The sequence below is a fragment of the Clostridioides sp. ES-S-0005-03 genome (assembly GCF_020658455.1).
Taxonomy (GTDB): domain Bacteria; phylum Bacillota; class Clostridia; order Peptostreptococcales; family Peptostreptococcaceae; genus Clostridioides.
In genome coordinates, this window is record NZ_JACVWI010000008.1 from 109523 (window position 1) to 126237 (window position 16715).

14 protein-coding genes and 3 pseudogenes are annotated in these 16715 nt (G+C 26.6%); 5 read left to right on the forward strand and 12 right to left on the reverse strand.

Annotation, left to right across the window (positions count from 1 at the left end; genetic code table 11):
• Positions 1–34 precede the first annotated feature (34 nt).
• The 3 genes from IC218_RS19060 to IC218_RS19070 all read right to left on the reverse strand — a co-directional run bounded on the left by IC218_RS19060 (position 35) and on the right by IC218_RS19070 (position 2655).
• Entirely contained in the window at positions 35–592 is a 558-nt protein-coding gene (locus tag IC218_RS19060; RefSeq protein ID WP_227825253.1) for a hypothetical protein, read from the reverse strand.
• Between the two features lie 11 nt (positions 593–603).
• Complete coding sequence (locus tag IC218_RS19065; protein WP_227825254.1) at positions 604–1104, reverse strand: hypothetical protein; 501 nt, start codon at positions 1102–1104, stop codon at positions 604–606.
• 288 nt (positions 1105–1392) lie between these two features.
• The gene (locus IC218_RS19070) at positions 1393–2655 is read right to left on the reverse strand and encodes a transposase (protein ID WP_227825255.1); all 1263 of its coding nucleotides are present in this window, start codon (positions 2653–2655) and stop codon (positions 1393–1395) included.
• Positions 2656–3365: 710 nt separating this feature from the next.
• On the opposite strand from IC218_RS19070, the gene IC218_RS19075 reads away from it, so the two are divergent.
• The 3 genes and pseudogenes from IC218_RS19075 (at position 3366) to IC218_RS19085 (ending at position 4249) form a co-directional block, all read left to right on the forward strand.
• A complete protein-coding gene (locus IC218_RS19075) occupies positions 3366–3776 on the forward strand; it encodes a hypothetical protein (protein ID WP_227825256.1) in 411 nt (136 codons plus the stop codon).
• Positions 3769–3945: pseudogene (locus IC218_RS19080) on the forward strand (zinc ribbon domain-containing protein); the annotation flags it as partial. The gene IC218_RS19075 and the pseudogene IC218_RS19080, both read left to right, overlap by 8 nt.
• Before the next feature lie 154 nt (positions 3946–4099).
• Complete coding sequence (locus tag IC218_RS19085) at positions 4100–4249, forward strand: hypothetical protein (protein WP_227825257.1); 150 nt, start codon at positions 4100–4102, stop codon at positions 4247–4249.
• Positions 4250–4302: 53 nt separating this feature from the next.
• Here the strand turns inward: IC218_RS19085 and IC218_RS19090 are convergent, their stop codons facing one another.
• From IC218_RS19090 to IC218_RS19110, 5 genes and pseudogenes are all read right to left on the reverse strand, one after another.
• Positions 4303–4857, reverse strand: a complete 555-nt coding sequence (locus IC218_RS19090) for a hypothetical protein (protein WP_227825258.1) — start codon at positions 4855–4857, stop codon at positions 4303–4305.
• Complete coding sequence (locus IC218_RS19095; RefSeq protein WP_227825259.1) at positions 4815–5153, reverse strand: DUF4116 domain-containing protein; 339 nt, start codon at positions 5151–5153, stop codon at positions 4815–4817. Before IC218_RS19095 ends, IC218_RS19090 begins: the two co-directional genes overlap by 43 nt.
• A 230-nt stretch (positions 5154–5383) precedes the next feature.
• A pseudogene (locus IC218_RS19100) lies at positions 5384–6253 on the reverse strand (DUF4116 domain-containing protein).
• A gap of 92 nt (positions 6254–6345) precedes the next feature.
• Positions 6346–6825, reverse strand: a complete 480-nt coding sequence (locus IC218_RS19105) for a hypothetical protein (RefSeq protein ID WP_227825260.1) — start codon at positions 6823–6825, stop codon at positions 6346–6348.
• Between the two features lie 67 nt (positions 6826–6892).
• Positions 6893–7408 (reverse strand): annotated as a pseudogene (locus tag IC218_RS19110) (DUF4116 domain-containing protein); the annotation flags it as partial.
• Between the two features lie 168 nt (positions 7409–7576).
• On the opposite strand from IC218_RS19110, the gene IC218_RS19115 reads away from it, so the two are divergent.
• Positions 7577–7801, forward strand: coding sequence for a hypothetical protein (locus IC218_RS19115; protein ID WP_227825261.1), 225 nt, complete (start codon positions 7577–7579; stop codon positions 7799–7801).
• Positions 7802–8301: 500 nt separating this feature from the next.
• Here the strand turns inward: IC218_RS19115 and IC218_RS19120 are convergent, their stop codons facing one another.
• Positions 8302–9153 carry a DUF4116 domain-containing protein gene (locus tag IC218_RS19120; protein WP_227825262.1) on the reverse strand — a complete coding sequence of 284 codons (852 nt, stop codon included), beginning with the start codon at positions 9151–9153 and terminating at the stop codon, positions 8302–8304.
• Between the two features lie 307 nt (positions 9154–9460).
• Positions 9461–10348, reverse strand: a complete 888-nt coding sequence (locus IC218_RS19125; protein ID WP_227825263.1) for a DUF4116 domain-containing protein — start codon at positions 10346–10348, stop codon at positions 9461–9463.
• A 166-nt stretch (positions 10349–10514) separates the two neighbouring features.
• On the opposite strand from IC218_RS19125, the gene IC218_RS19130 reads away from it, so the two are divergent.
• On the forward strand, positions 10515–10700 hold the full coding sequence (locus tag IC218_RS19130) for a hypothetical protein (protein ID WP_227825264.1): 186 nt from the start codon (positions 10515–10517) through the stop codon (positions 10698–10700).
• Between the two features lie 258 nt (positions 10701–10958).
• On the opposite strand, the gene IC218_RS19135 is transcribed toward IC218_RS19130, so the two are convergent.
• A complete protein-coding gene (locus tag IC218_RS19135) occupies positions 10959–11699 on the reverse strand; it encodes a DUF4116 domain-containing protein (RefSeq protein ID WP_227825265.1) in 741 nt (246 codons plus the stop codon).
• Between the two features lie 1763 nt (positions 11700–13462).
• Positions 13463–16567, reverse strand: coding sequence for a hypothetical protein (locus IC218_RS19140; protein ID WP_227825266.1), 3105 nt, complete (start codon positions 16565–16567; stop codon positions 13463–13465).
• Between the last annotated feature and the right edge of the window lie 148 nt (positions 16568–16715).

Sequence of the window (16715 nt, forward strand, 5' to 3'; positions counted from 1 at the left end):
ATAGATAGTTTTTTATTATATTAGACATAGTGAGTTAACTCAATTCATAGTGGTATTCATTTTCTCCTTTTACCTTTTTAAACCTAAATAAAGTATCTTTCTTTGAATATTCCATATAACTTCTATTACCCAAAATATCATACTTTTTGTTTAAAACAAGAGACTTAACAGCATCTCCATCTTCATCTAAAAAAACAATATACCTAAAATTAATTTTAGGTATTTCTTCATTAAATTCTTCCGCACATTTTGCGAAAGGTGGAACATAAGATGATTTTGATTCAAATATAGAAAATGAATAGTAAATACAAACCTTATTAAAATCTATATTTACTACATTAGCTAAATTAACGCTATTATTAGCTTCTATGCTGTTTGAAATAGTCTGTTCTAATTTATAATCTAATGTATGGGCCTCTTTAATTGCTAATTTTTTTTCATCTGCATTGTCAAAAAGAATAGCCATAGGAAGAGTCGACACCATAAAAATAATAAAAAACACTGCTGATGCAATTATATTTCCTTTTTTATTGTCTTCTTCAGAATTACAATTTGATTTTGGTTTTTCACAATTATTATCATCTAAATTCATATTATTCCTCCTTATTGGTACAGAGTATAAACTGTATCATTATTTTTATTTACCTTATTAAATTTAAAAGTAGTATTTTTAGTTAAATATTCTTTGTAACTTTTATTTCCTAATATATCATATGTTTTATCCAAAACCATAACTTTAACAAGCTCTTCTTTTTCATCTAAAAAAACTATATAATTAAAATAATCCTTTGGAATAGTGTGATTATAGTCTTTAATAGTAGATTTAAAATCTTTTATACTACTATATGATGGATAAACAGCAATCTTAGAGAATTTTATTTTAGCTAATTTCTCTAAATCAACAGCCTTATTAGCTTCTATCTCCTTAACTACTTCATCTTCTAACCTATAATCTAATTTATATATCCTCTCATTTTCCTCATATTTCATGTCAAAATGTTCTATTATATGATATACTAAATAAATAAATAATCCACCTATTACCATACAAATTAAAACAGTAATAACATCATCTTTACTGCACTTTAAATTTTTAGTCTTCATAGTTTGTTCCTCTCTTTTTTTTAAAATCAATCAAAAAACGTATTCCTTTTAGTCTTCCAGCATATAAATTTCTTCATTATTTTTATTTGAGTATTCTTTATGACTTCTATCTTTCAAAATGTCATATTTTTTACTCAAAGCTATAATTTTAACTGGCTGATTATCTCCATGTGAACTACTCCTTATTTCAATAAGGAGCTTCTTTTTATAGTCATATATAAGCTATACATTGCTCTTATATACTACCTATATGGGAAGTCCATACCCTATACTGCTACTCCTACAGAGTTACACAGCTACATATATCTTCTTTGGACTGCTTAATCCTTTAAATAGCATCTTTATTCCTTTTTTAGATTTTTGTTCATATAATCTTAATATATTAAATGCTCCTACGCTGTCTGCATTAAATAATGTTAGATTGTCTATATATAAGCCCCTTTTCTTTCTTTTATTCTTTGTTGCATACTTTTTACTTACTTTTGGTGCGAAAGGGCTTACTTGAGAAGTATAACTTTCTTTTATTTTAATTAGTTCTATACCTTCTTTCCTTAACTTATAAGAGAGCAAATTATATATTTTATCATAAGGTAATGAATGGAGCTTTTGATTATTTATTTTTCCTAAGTCTGCTTTTTCTCTTATGTTTTTTATATCTCCTATTACAACTTTATTTATATTATTAATAATGCAATATTTAACTATTTCTTTAGTTGCACTATGGAAATAATGATTTAATTGTAGTTGCTTTTTCTTATATAACCTATCTATTTGTTTAGTTGATTTAGAATATTTTATACCACTTGCTACTTGTTGTGAGTTTGATATACTTTGTAAGTGGCTTATTTTCTTGTTAAAATAATGACTTATTTCTAAGTATTTAGAACCACTTACTATAAAAGAAACTCCTTCATTATCGTAGCAAGTAAATAAATTAGAAATGCCAATATCAATAGATAAGTATTTTCCATTCTCTTTTTTTAATTCGATATTTTCCATATCATAAACAACATTAATCTGATATTTCTTATTTTTAAGAGGTTTAAATTCTATTGTTTTTATTTTACCTTCAACCTTTGAAAAGTTATTTATTTTCAAAGTTAAATATTTGGAATTGAAAGCAAATCTATCATTAAGATAATCTTTTTGTTGTTTAGAAATTGTAAAATTAATAGTATTATCATCTATTATTTCGAATCCATTATTAAGATAAGTAAAATTAAATAAATCTTTTTTATTTTTAAATCTTGGTGGATTAGGATTTTTAATCCCTTTTGAATTATTTAATTCAAAGAAACTTTTCCATGATTTTTGCAATTTATCTAATATGTCTTGTGCTGTTTGAGATGGTAAATTTTTAAACCAAAACTCATCTTTAAGTCTTTTCTTTTGCTCATACCAATTGGGAAATTCTGAAAACCCTAATTTTTTATAGTTTTTCTTTTCATAGTTAGCAATATTCCATAGCCTTGCAGATGAAAAAGCCAAAGAATTCAATACATTAAGTTCTAATTCAGTTGGGTTATAAATAATCTTTTTCGTTAAAAGCAAAATCATTTTCTCCTTTCTATTAATATTTAAAATATAATAAAATAACATCAATTCATTATAGTAGTATAAAAACAAGAACATTCATCTCATCAATAAATTGAGGAGGGTTCTGTTCTTAAGTTTTCTAAAAGTTTAGCTCATAACTCATTACTTTTTTTATACTCCATAAGCCTCTTTTTAACCACATTTTCAATATAATAATTATAAATAGTCTATTTTTTATAATTATTATAGCATATTTATTGACTATATAAAATGTATTATTATTTTTTATAGTTATATTAAAATATTAATACTTAAAAAATATATAAATATGCTAATTATAATACTTAAATATTCATTTAAAGTTATAGTGCCTAATTTATATTTTTCGATTGAAGTTAAACAAAAAAATGATAGAAATTTTAAATATAAATAAAAAGCTATTTAAACTAATTGATATATTTTTACTTATTAAAGAGTTGAAAAGAGACCAAAGTATACCTGTTTATGAATATTTATATTTTTTCTAAGTTTAATACTAAAAATTTAATTTTATATAATACGAAGTTCATATACTTTTTATATTTTATTGTTTATATAAAATATTGTTAGTTGATTTATTTAGTGATATAATCAAATTATCACTAAATATTTTTCTAAAATATATAAAGATTGAAAATAAATGATAAGGAGTATTTACTTGAGACATAATCAAGTAGAAAAATCATATGGGATACTATACAGAATTTGTTTTTGCAATAGAATTAAAAAAAGATACACCTCAAAATGTAATTAAAATATTAGAATATATGCTTGATATAGAAAATGACATCTTAGAATTACCAGAACATGATTTCTTCAATTGTTACAGATGGAGAATGCTTTTTCTTAGTGATAGTTATTATTTTAATGGGATTACTAATTCTATATTTAAATTTAACAATATAACTGAAAGTTATTTTTTAACAGTAAGAAGTAATTTGAAAAATTATGATAATGAAATTACAAAATTCCTAAATTGGATAAAGCCATACATTGATGATACTGGGCATTCTTTTCTTGGATATATAAGGTCTGAGGAATGTGATAGTCCTAATTTAATTTATTATGATGAAATACTCCATCCTCAACGTATGTAGTATATGTGGTCTTAGAAATAAGGATGTAAAAAACTTAGCACTTAGAAAATGGATTTGCCCAGACTGTAATACACAACATGACAGGGATATAAATGCCAGCATAAATATACTAAAAGAAGGATTAAGATTAGTGGGGATGGAACAGCCCTTAGAGCCTACGAATGCTTAGTGCAAAAGTACTATCGAATAGGAATCTCCACCTTCAAATATTACCAAAGGTAGTTAAGGTGGAGTAGTTCAATATGATGAAATAAAATAATAAACAAAATAATTATTATAAACAGTATAATAACTAATACAATATGTATAAAGGAGTGTTAAACATGATATGTCCACATTGTGGAGAAAAAATAATTGAATTGCTTATATTTGAGGACCATATTAAATGCCCTCATTGTAATTATGAAGAAAAAGATATTTTTGTACTTAATGATGGGGACAAAAATAAACAGCATCTAAATAGAAAAAGTTAAAAATTATTTATGACAATTTATAGTTAATTCATTTAAAAAAGCTATCAATTAGTTTAGATAGCTTTTTTATTTATTAAAGAGTTGAGATAAGTCTGTCTATGAACATTTATCCCTTTCTCTAAATCAAACCCTCCACCTTCATTATAGATTCTATCAATAAAAGTCTCTTTAGTAATTTTATATTGGCAACCTACTGTAAATAACCATTCTTCATTTTCTTTTATTGCTATTACTTCTCTTGCTTTACCTTGTTTTTTAAAATATTTAATATCAAATTCTTCTAAGTACTTTTCCTTATCTTTTATGTATATAATTGAACGTTTATTCTTCTTTAATGCATATCTACATATCTCATCTGTTTGTTTTTTTACATATTCTAATAAGCTAATATCTCGCATTAATGCTATTAGACATAATCTTTCTGTTTGAGTCCTAACATATTTAAAGGTATCTGGTCTAATCAAGATTGCCCATAAACATATGCCTTCAGTTTGATTTTCTATATACATTAATTTATATGGATCTTTTATTATTAGTTCTATACAAATTTTTTCTGTTTTTTCTTTTATATATTTAAAAACCCATTCATTCTTATTGCGTTTATACAAATTTCTTCTGTTTGATTCTTTACATATTCTAAAGCTTCACCATCTTGTCTTACTGCTTCTATGCAAATCTCTTCTGTTTGATTTTTTATGTACTCCAAAGCCATCCCATTTTGTTTTACTGCTTCTATGTAAATTTTATTAACTTGATCTTTTGATAATAGCATACTTAAATGTTTAATTTTCATACCATCTTGTTTTACTATTTCTAAGTAATCTTCATACCTTTGATTTCTATCCAGTTTGAAATTCGATAGATGTGTTTTTATATTATTTAAAATTCTTTTGTCTTTATTCATTTTTTTGTCTCCTATTTATTATTTAATATAACATTATAAAATGGTTGGCATTATATTATAACTAAAATTAAATCTATATAAAAAAGCTATCAATTTCGATAGCTTTTTTCATTATTATTATTTATAATTTATAAAAATAAATTATATTGAAATATTTATAATTATTTAAAATTATTTTAATAAATTTATATTTATTTAAATAAATATAAATTTATTAAAATAATTTCTATTTAATAAAAATCTTTTAAAAAAATAAGATATATTTGTCTATGGAGATTAATACCTTTCTCTGCGTCAAACCCTCCACCTTCATTATAGATTCTATAAATAAAAGTTTCTTTATCAATATCTGTTTGGCAACCTATAGAAAATAACCATTCTCCATCCTCTTCTATTGCTATTACTTCTTTAGCTTCTCTCTGCTCTTTTAGATATTTAATATTGAATTCTTCTAAATATCTATCCTTGTCTTTTATATACTTAATTAAATGTCTATCTTGCTTTAAAGCTTCTTTACACCTTTCTGGAGTCTATTTTTTCCTTGATTCGATTTGCTCTTTTATATATTGAAGAGCAAGTCTATCTAACTCTACAAGATAATCATTTTTATGTTTATTTTGTTTTAACACTTCCCTAAGAATTGCATCTGTCTGATTTTTTACATATTGAAGTGCCATTATATCTTCTTTAATAGCCTCAAGACATATTCCAGGAGTCTGTTCTTTTACATATTCTAAAGCTAATCCATTTTGTCTTACTGCTTCTAAGCATATTTCTTCTGTCTGCTCTGTCACATACTCAAGAGCTAACCCATTCTCTTTTACAGCTTCAAAGCAAATCTCTTGAGTACGTTCTTTTAAGAATTCGCCTTCTAATTCGCTCCACTTTATATATTCAAGAGCACATCCACTTCGTCTTACTGCTATTAGATATAAATTATAAATTTGTTCTTTAGTTAAATTAAGTTCATCGAATCTTACCTCTTTGAGTAACAATCCATCTATTTTTATGGCTTCTATACACATCTCATATGTTTGTGTTTGTGCAAATTTCAAATCCCATGGATATTTTTTTATCCTATCTAAATCTACTATATTCATTTATATTCTCATCTCCAAAATTATTTTTTATAATATTTTATTTATATTTAAAACTGACCTGAAAAGATTAAGATAAATTTTTCTATTGATATTTATTTCTTTAACCTATAAGTTACTTTGCCCTCTTTATCCACTTTGTTAAATTTAAAAGTAGCATTTTTACTTAGGTATTCTTTATGACTTCTATTTAGTGAAATATCATATTTTTCATTTAATATCATAGTTTTAACCACTTTCTCATTTTCATCTAAAAAAAGTATATAACTAAATTTATTTTTTGGTGCTCCAGAATTAAAAGAGCTAATATTTCTTTTAAATCCCCCTAAAGTATCATAAGAAGAATGAACACTAATTTTAGAGAATTTTACTTTAGCTAACTTTCCCATATTAACAACATTATTAGATTCTATCTCATTAATAACATTATCTTCTAATCTATAATCTAATTTATATCTTAGCTCATTTTCCTCGATTTCATTTAAATTATCATCTATAATACTATTAATCATATAATTTGATAGCCCTAATAGTGCTATAGTAGTTAAAATTTGAATAGGTATATTACAATACATAATCTTATATTACACTCTCCCTTTTTTCTATTATTTTTAATATATTAAATTTAAATAATGTATAATTTTATAAGCCATTTAAAAAATCAAGATAAGACTGCCTATGAACATTTATCCCTTTCTCTGAGTCAAATCCTCCACCTTCATTATAAATCCTGTAAATAAAAGTTTCTTTGTAATGTTTATCTGACACCCTATTGTAAATATCCACTTATCATTTTCTTTTATTGCTATTACTTCTCTTATTTTACCTTGCCCCTCTAAATATTTAATATCAAACTCCTTTAGATATTTATCCTTATCTTTTATATATCTAATTGCATGTTTATTTTGTTTTAGGGCTTTAAGGCATATCTCTTCTGTTTGTTCTTCTACATATTTAAGAGCTAAACCATTTTGTGTTACTGCTTTCAAGGCATATCTCTTCTGTTTGATTTTTTATATGTGTAAGTATCATTCCATTTTCTTTTACTGCTATTAGACAAAGTTCCTCTACAGACTTAAAACGCCTGCTATGATTTTGTTTTTTCCCCAATAGTAAGAGCCATTGATTTTCTTTTACTTGATTCATATCTATTTTTTCCATTCACCTCTCCCTTTTTAATTTTATTTCATATAAATAACATTAATACGCTATTTTAAATTACAATAATTATACCATTTTTGTTGACTATATAAAATATTGCTATTAAATTTATTTAATGATATATTTAATATAGTAGAATAATAAAACTTGTAAAAGGAGATATATATGAATCTTTCTAAACTTAAATATCTGGTAGAAACTAATTTACCTATTTATTTAGGAGAAAAAATAGTTATTATTATTGATGTATTTGAATTATTTAATCTTGTTGAAGTTAAGTTTATAGACAATGATGAAACCTTTGTTGTAGATATAATCACATTAAAAGAAGAAAGTTATAATGATGAAGGAATACCTTTAAATTTAATAAAAAATGATTATGTTAAGTAGAGATAATGCTGGAGAATTATTATTAAATAAATTAGATTTAGAAATAAATGAACTGGAGTGGTTAAGATGACACATCTATAAAAAATGTTTATAAATATATTGAAAATTTTATTAATTTTAGATAGAATTAACCCTTTTTATTTCCTTAGGGTTATAGTATATTCGCAATCTATGTTAATATTCTGTATTCAAGAAGATAATATAAATTAAACCTTAGCACTATGTGTATTTGAACACAATAATTTATATTAAGATACTTTTTCAACTCTCTATTGAACCTTAAAGCTATGTGTAACAAAAAGAGTTATCTGGGATATTAGATAACTCTTTTATATCATTTAAATACCTTTAAGAAATTAAAATAGATTTGTTTGTGAGTATTTACAATTAATCAGTAATTTCTCAACATAACTCATGTCTATCACTCTTTTTTTAGATATTAACATAAATTTGTAAGTATGCCAACTACATATTAGATTATAATTAATTTTAGAAATGGCTTATTTAAATTGTTCCAAGAAATCAAGATATATTTGTCTATGAACATTTATCCCTTTTTCTGGATCAAACCCTCCATCTGTATTATAAATTCTATATATAAACTCTTCAAGGTCTATATCTATTTGGCAACCTACTGTAAATAGCCACTCTCCATTTTCTTTTATTGCTATTACTTCTCTTACTTTACCTTGTTCCTCTAAATATTTAATATCAAATTCTTCTAAATATTTATCTTTCTCTTTTACATATTTAATCGCATATTTATTTTGTTTTAGAGCTTCTCTACATATTTCTTCTGTCTGCTTCTTTACATACCTAATAGATGGTCCATATTTTCTTACAGCCTCTATACAAACCTCTTCGGTCTTCTCTTTTACAAATATAAGAGATAAACAATTTGCTTTTACTGCTTCAAGGCAAATCTCTTCAGTTTGATTCTTTACATATTCTAAAGCTTCACCATCTTGTCTTACTGCCTCTAAACAAATATATTCTGTTTGATTTTTTACAAACTCCAAAGCATATCCTCTATTTCTTACTGCTATTAGGCACATTTCCTCTGTCTGATTTTTTACATATTTAAGTGCATATACATTCTCTTTTACAGCTTCAAGACATATCTCTGGTGCTTGGAATTTCACGTACTTTAAAGCCATTCCATTTTCTTTTACTGCTGTAAGATATAAATTATATATCTGTTCTTTAGTTAAATTAAGTTCATTAAATCTTATATCTTTAAGTAATCTACCATCATATTTTACTGCCTCTATGCACATCTCATAAGTTTGTGTTTTTGCATTTTTCAAATCCCATGGATTCCTTCTTATCCAATCTATATCTATACATTTCATTTAATTTTTCCTCTTTTCGATTATATTTTTACAATACTATTTTTTAATATATTATATTATTTTTCAATTATATTTATAATAAGTATATCATTTTTGTTGATTATATAAAATATTGTAAGTTGATTTACATAGTGATATAATCAAATTTATCCTAAGTTAATTGATACATCTTTTGGAATACCTACATTATTGTTTTTAACTATTAGTTGGGATAGAATGACTTATGCCCTTAACACTACGTGTATTTAAACAACACCAATAAAAGTGGTTCTAAAGAAGCTATCTAAATTAACAGATAGCTTCTTTACTATTCAAACTCTTTTAGGAAATTAAGATATATTTGTCTATGAACATTTATCCCTTTTTCTGGATCAAACCCTCCATTAGTATTATAAACTCTATGGATAAACTTTTCTTTAGTAATATCTCTTTGACAACCTACTGTAAATAGCCATCTTCTACCTTTCTTTATAGCTATTACTTCCTGAGCACCTTCTTGTTCCTTTAAATATTTAATCATATTTTCATATTCTTCTTTATTTCTTATATATTTAATTAAATGTTTATCCTGTTTTAATGCATATAAACATATCTCTTTAGTCTGTTCTTTTACATATTCTAACGCCCATCCATCTTCTCTAACTGCTTCCATGCATATTTCTGGTGTTTGTTTTTTTACAAACTTAAGTGCTTTCCCATTCTTTTTAACTGCCTCTATACATATCTCTTCTGTTTGTACTTTAACATGTTTTAAGGCTAATCCTCTTTCTCTTACAGCCTCTAAACATATTTCTTCTGTTTGCTCTTTTACATATTGAAGTGCCCATCCATTCTCTCTCATTGCTTCTAAACAAATATCTTCTGTTTGTACTTTAACATACCATAAAGCTTTACCAGCTTGTCTTACAGCTTCTATACATATTGCTTCTGTTTGCTCTTCTACATATTCTAATGCTACTCCACATTCTTTAACTGCTTCCATACATATTTCTTCGGTTTGGTTTTTCACATATTTCAAAGCTAATCCATTTTGTCTCACTGCTATTAAACATATTTCTGGTGTTTTATTTTTTACATACTCTAAGACTAATCCATTTTCTCTTACAGCATTAATGCACATCTCATATGTCTGTTTTTCTGCATTTATCAAAGACCATGGATGTTCCTTTACCCAATCTACATCTATTTTTCCCATTTAACTCTCCTTTTTCAATCTTATTTTTATAATACTATATTTCGATTTATTATAGTATTATTTATTTTCCTTTATAATTATTGTACATTTTATATTGACTATATAAAATATTGAAACTTGATTTATATAGTGATATAATTAGTTTATCCCAATCTAATTGATGCAGTTGGAAACTATAAAAGAAGAAGTACAAGAATCTGTTTTAAAAGGAAATTTTAACATTAAAGATTATACAAAGTTTTATGTAAATGAATTAAGATTTACTGAAGTTGTTTGTATTGACATAGAGGAAGAATTTCAAGATTTTATTAATGCTTGTACAAAACAATATATGCCAGTTACTTTTGATTAAACCTTAACACTATGTGTATTTAAACCATGCTCCACCTCCTACAATATATAAGTTTTGAGTTATTAAACCTTAACACTACGTGTATTTAAATAGAAGAAGCCTTTCTAAATAAAATAGCTACAGTTAATTAAACCTTAACACTTTGTGTATTCAAACTAACGATTTGTATTTATTTTATTGTTACTTATATTAATTAAACCTTAACACTATGTGTATTTAAATAACGCCAATAAAAGTGGTTAAAAAAAGCTATCTAAATTAACAGATAGCTCTTTTTGAATTATTAAAACTTTTTAAAAATTTAAGATATCTTTTCCTATGAGTATTTATTCTTTTCTCTGGGTCAAATCCTCCATCTGTATTATAAATTCTATCAATAAAAGTCTCTTTAGTAATATTATCTTGGCATCCTACAGTAAATAACCATTCTCCATCTTTTTCTATTGCTATTACTTCACTTGCATTTCCCTGCTCTTTTAAATATTTAATATTAAATTCTTCTAAATATTTTTCCTTATCTATTACATACTTAATTGCATCTTTATCTTGTTTTAGAGCTTCTCTACATATCTCTTCTGTTTGGTTTTCTACAAATTGTATTGCCAATCCATCATGTCCTACTGCTTCCATACATATTTTTGGAGTCTGTTCTATTACAAATTCTAAAGATAAGTAGTACTCTCTTACAGCTTCTATGCATATCTCTTCTGTTTGTTCTTTTACATACTCTAAAGCTAAACCATTTTGCTTGACTGCAATTAAACATATCTCTTCTGTTTGTTCTTCTATATACTCAAGTGCATTACCATCTTCATTTACTGCTTTAAGATATAGGTTATATATCTGTTCTTTGGTTAAATTAAGTTCATCCCACCTTACATCTTTAAGTAACAGTCCATCTTCTTCTATAGCCTCAATACACATCTCATACGTTTGCTTTTCTGCAAATTCTAAATCCCATGGATAATTTTTTATCCTATCTAAGTTCACTTTTTTCATTTAATTTTTCCCCTTTTAAAATTATATTTTATAATACTTTTATTCATGTTTAATATATTATTTTTAAATTATTTTTATAATAAGTATAACATTTTTATTGTTTATATAAAATATTGTAAGTTGATTTATATAGTGATATAATTAATTTATCCCGATTTGATTGGTATATATGTTGAAATATCTACATTATTATTTTTATCTGTTAATTGGGATAAAGGACTTAGCTTAGTTGAAATGTAGTAATTTTAAGTATTTATTGATTTTACAAATAGATTCTTTATAGCTATTGAACTTTAACACTATTTGTATTTAAACGATAGACAAGTACAAGCATTAGAGAAATTAAACCTTAACACCTTGTGTATTTGAACGCATAAGTAAGAGTAATCCACTTGCAATGAGATACAATTAAACCTTAACATTATATGTATTTAAACAGCATATTAAAACTATTCTGTAACTAAAACTAAGTAATTCAACCTTAACACTATGTGTATTTAAAAGAAGCTAATCGCTTCGCATCTACATTTTTATTATGTATTAAACCTGAACACTTTGTGTATTTAAACTACATAACATTAAAAAATACAATTTTACGAAGTGATTAAACCTTAATATTATGTGTATTTAAACATCGTTACATAAAGTACATTAGCAATAGAAATCAGATTAAACCTTAACACTATGTGTATTTAAATAACGCTATATTTTTAAAAGAAACAGATTTTCTTACTAAAATTAGACCTTAACACTATGTGTATTTAAACCCTTGCAGACCTGTTATAAATGCATAAACGAGTTGATTGAACCTTAACACTATGTGTATTTAAACACTATATACTTCATTTAGCTTAGTATTCATCATTAAACCTTAACACTTTGTGTATTTAAATACTGTATAATTGGAATATTAAAAATTAAACCTTAACACTTTGTGTTTAATATAAAAGAAGCCTCTATAGCAATTATGGAAGCTTCTTTAACTTCAAACCCCATATTGTTTATTTTTATAAATATTTTTATCAATAGCAACCACCAAAAATTGTTTATATAAAATATTGTAAGTCAATTTATATAGTGATATAATTAAATTATCCCAAGCTAATTAATATAGCATTTGAAATATCTACATTCTTATTTTTAACTATTAGTTGGGATAAAAAGCTTATAGGAATTGAAACTACTGAATTGTAAGCATTTCTTAATTTTAGAAATGGCTTGTTTACAGTGATTAAACCTTAACACTATGTGTATTTAAATGTAAAACGGTTTCCTAAATTGTGGGGGTGAACTTCTATTAAACCTTAACACTATGTGTATTTAAATCAAGATAATCGAAAGAAGAATTTGCATCTATTGATATTAAACCTTAACACTATGTGTATTTAAATTGTTATTATTTCCTCCGCTTTCTGTACTATTTAAATATTAAACCTTAACACTATGTGTATTTAAATAAGTATTTTTGAAGGTGTGAAAGATTGTAGGTTTAAATTGAACTTTAACACTTTATGTATTTAAACATGTGGGATGACACCAACGATCACATTGTGCAATAAATTAAACCTTAACATTGTATGTATTTAAATTCAATTATACAAACGTAACCTGCATAACTGTCTGCATTAAACCTTAACACTATGTGTATTTAAACTATTCTACTGTTATGTCCAGCTCGTACCCATATCCAGATTAAACCTTAACACTATGTGTAAAAAAAGAAGCTTCTATAATCTCTATAGAAGCTTCTTTTTTTATCTTTCTTATTGTACTATATGGTCATTAGTGTCGTCCCACATACTGCCTCTAATCTCAAATTCAAGATTCTTTTCATCGCACAGCTTCTCTTTGCTCTTAGCAGTTCCAACCCCTGTAAGCTCTGGAGTCCAAACATCTAAGCTATAAAATCCGTCTTTTGTATTAGTCCCAGTGTAAATTTTAATAGGTTCTTCCACTCCATTTTTAGATTTTTTCTGCATTGTATATCTTAAAACTGTCTTATCTGCATTTGTACTTACAACTGTTACATCAAAAACTTTTTGGCTTCCAAAAATTCCTGTTGCAGATAAGGTCTTCCCATCTGCTGTTTTTACATATATATCTTTATAAATGTTTGGAGCCATATTCTGGTTTGTTACACTTAATCCTTTACTTGTACTTGTATTTCTTGTATCCCAAGCTTTTGGCTGTCTCGTTAAGGCATTCGTATTATATTCCACTACTACGTCCAGCTCGTACCCATATCCAGCTTTAATTTTTGCTTTTTTTCTATCTGCTACTTTAGTTAAATCTACCCAACCATAACCTTTATCTGTTGTATACTTACTCTTAAATTTAACAGATTTTATATTATATTCCTCATAGTAACTTTCGTTTTTTGTCTGGCTTGTTCCATTTGTATATCTGTAAAAATCGTATTCTCTACTTGCATCAAATTTTTTGTATTTTATATATTTTCCATTATAATTTAATGTTTTATGTGCTACATTCCAATTATTTTCTGTATTAAAAATGCTACAACCACCACTTGCAACTGGATTTATTGGAGGCAATTGTGTAGAGTAATTACTTCCTTTATTGTTTGCTTGTGTATTAAGGTCATTTTCCCAAAAATGTTTGTCTGCATTTGCATATACATTTACATTTAATTTCTTGCTACCACTTGTTATTGCAGTAATAGGTACTTTTATTTCCCTTGCTATGTCTTTGTTACTTCCTTTTTTTACATGGTCCGTAAACTGTAAAATTTGTCCATTTGGAAGTGTTATATGTGTTTTAATATCTGTTTCGAAAATTGGTGTTTGGCTCGGTGCTATTACATCAACATCATATTTCACTCCAAGTGTAATAAAACTGTCTTGGATAGGTCTTTCTTTGTCGTTGTACACTTTTACGTTGCTTACTTTTACATCATAATTGTAGAACCATTTTTTCTGTGCTGTATTATTACCTTTATTTAAATCTACAGAAACTGGAGCATTTACAGCAATTGTAGCTTCTGCACGTGGTACTTCCCACACAAAATATGGTGTTTCAAAATTCCAGCTCTCTCCTTTATCTACTCCATAAAGATTTAAAGTTTTACTATTTTTATATAGTTCACTTCCACCTTGTGGTAGGTATCTTTTTGCAGTCCAGTTAAATTTAAATGCTTTTTTAACTCTGTATCTTGTCGTATGCCCTTCACTGTCTGTTTTTGTTTGCCAGAACTCTTTAGAAGGACCATGGTAATCTACTATATATCTTATCTTATATTCTTCTCCTGGCTTCATGTAAAGGGCTTCTTTTCCATTTTTATCTATCATTTTTATATTGTTTACTTTTAAATCCCCAGGTTGTTCTTCTTCCTTACCTTCTACACCTGCAACTACATGCCCCCAGTCATTCGTTTGGTCCAAATTGTCTGTTTTATTATATACATCCCCTATGTATCCAGTAACTCTAAAAGCGGTTTTTGTATCTGCAGGTACTGTTACTTCTTTTGTTAATGTAACTGTTTTACCTGCTTCTATAAATCCCCCTCCTTTTAAAGTACCTTTAGTACTATTGCTTGGATATTTTTGTGTATAATCATTTTTTGTAGCATTATTATCCGTTGCCGTACCAACATCTATAGTATTAGGCATTGTTTTTGTAGCAACATCTCCATTATTTTTTATAGTATATTCTACCTTGTATTTTTCTCCTGGTGTTACTGTCCCTTTTCCTACAGTACTTGTATTACCACTATCATCTCTTTTAAATTGTTTTAAGACTGCCCCACTTTTATCTATTAGCTTAATATCACTAATAGTCACATCCTGTGACTGTTTTACATTTATTGGTGCAACTATAGTGTAGGCATTTAAACTACTTTTTCCTTTAAAAGTTTTATCATTCCAGTTTTTTGTTTTTACCCTATACACTCTAAAAATTGGAGTTTCTTTCCTTGGATCCGTTAAAAGACTAAGGCTGTCCATCCACACATCTGCACTTATATTACCTCCACTTACTTTTTTGCTTTGTTTATTGTTGTTTGCTACTTGTATTAAAGTACCATTTTTAAATTGTGGGTCCTTTTTAAGCAGTCTCTCTATGGCATCTTTTTTCTTTTCTTTGTATGCCACGCTATTATTGTACTCTAACCAACCGCCAAATTTTTTGCATCCTTCACCCTGCCATAATATTCCAAAATCTGACATATGTGTTTCTGTCCCAGAACCATCACAAGAAAAATATGGGTTTGTTATAACCTCTCCACGCAAGTTATATCCTAAATATCGCCATTCTCCATCTTTATCAAATCTGGCATCGTAGTTGTTTGTAACGTTGTCATTTGTCGACATTTGATACTTTTTGCGACCTTGGTAGTTAGGTTCTACATTTACCTTAGAAAAATTTGTCTGGCTTCCATTCCAATTTAAGTTCCAGTATCTGTTTCTGTAGCCAGATGTAAGAGTAGAATCCATTTTCGTGTAAAAATTTTCTTTTGTGCCGTCTGCGTCTGGAGATTTATAAACTTTCCCATCTTTATCCGCATATTGCTCGTAATACAATAAGTCAAATCCATATCCACTCTTAATTGCACTTCTGACTTTACCACCATCTTTTACGTAGGTCCTTCCACCTCCACCTACATATGCCCCATCCACATCTCCAAAAAGCGGGTTTTTGGACATTATCTGGTTTTTATGGAATTCTCCTTGTTGTGGTCTTCCATTTGCATCTTGCGTAGACATATCCCAAGTAATTCTACTGTTTTTTATTACAGTATCTCCTCCCCCTGAATCATCTCCACCCCAAGCGGAAGATTTTAGGGAATTTATATTAAATACTGTTAGTAACCCTAATAGAGCCAAAACAGGTAAAGTTATCTTTTTTATATTCATTATTTTCACTTCCTCCTAATTTTTTTATTTTATATAATATAAAGCTACTCTGTTTTTTATAACTTTTTTACATACTATTGTTTATTTGAACTACTCCACCTTAACTCCCCTTGGTAGCGTTTGAAGGTGGAGATTCCTATTCGATAGT

Bases quoted from the DNA above. Each gene is read 5' to 3' on its own strand.
- IC218_RS19120 (WP_227825262.1), bottom strand. From the start codon at position 9,153: ATGAAATGTATAGATATAGATTGGATAAGAAGGAATCCATGGGATTTG.
- IC218_RS19060 (WP_227825253.1), bottom strand. From the start codon at position 592: ATGAATTTAGATGATAATAATTGTGAAAAACCAAAATCAAATTGTAAT.
- IC218_RS19075 (WP_227825256.1), top strand. From the start codon at position 3,366: ATGGGATACTATACAGAATTTGTTTTTGCAATAGAATTAAAAAAAGAT.
- IC218_RS19135 (WP_227825265.1), bottom strand. From the start codon at position 11,699: ATGAAAAAAGTGAACTTAGATAGGATAAAAAATTATCCATGGGATTTA.
- IC218_RS19085 (WP_227825257.1), top strand. From the start codon at position 4,100: ATGATATGTCCACATTGTGGAGAAAAAATAATTGAATTGCTTATATTT.
- IC218_RS19140 (WP_227825266.1), bottom strand. From the start codon at position 16,567: ATGAATATAAAAAAGATAACTTTACCTGTTTTGGCTCTATTAGGGTTA.
- IC218_RS19095 (WP_227825259.1), bottom strand. From the start codon at position 5,153: ATGAATAAAGACAAAAGAATTTTAAATAATATAAAAACACATCTATCG.
- IC218_RS19065 (WP_227825254.1), bottom strand. From the start codon at position 1,104: ATGAAGACTAAAAATTTAAAGTGCAGTAAAGATGATGTTATTACTGTT.
- IC218_RS19115 (WP_227825261.1), top strand. From the start codon at position 7,577: ATGAATCTTTCTAAACTTAAATATCTGGTAGAAACTAATTTACCTATT.
- IC218_RS19105 (WP_227825260.1), bottom strand. From the start codon at position 6,825: ATGTATTGTAATATACCTATTCAAATTTTAACTACTATAGCACTATTA.
- IC218_RS19125 (WP_227825263.1), bottom strand. From the start codon at position 10,348: ATGGGAAAAATAGATGTAGATTGGGTAAAGGAACATCCATGGTCTTTG.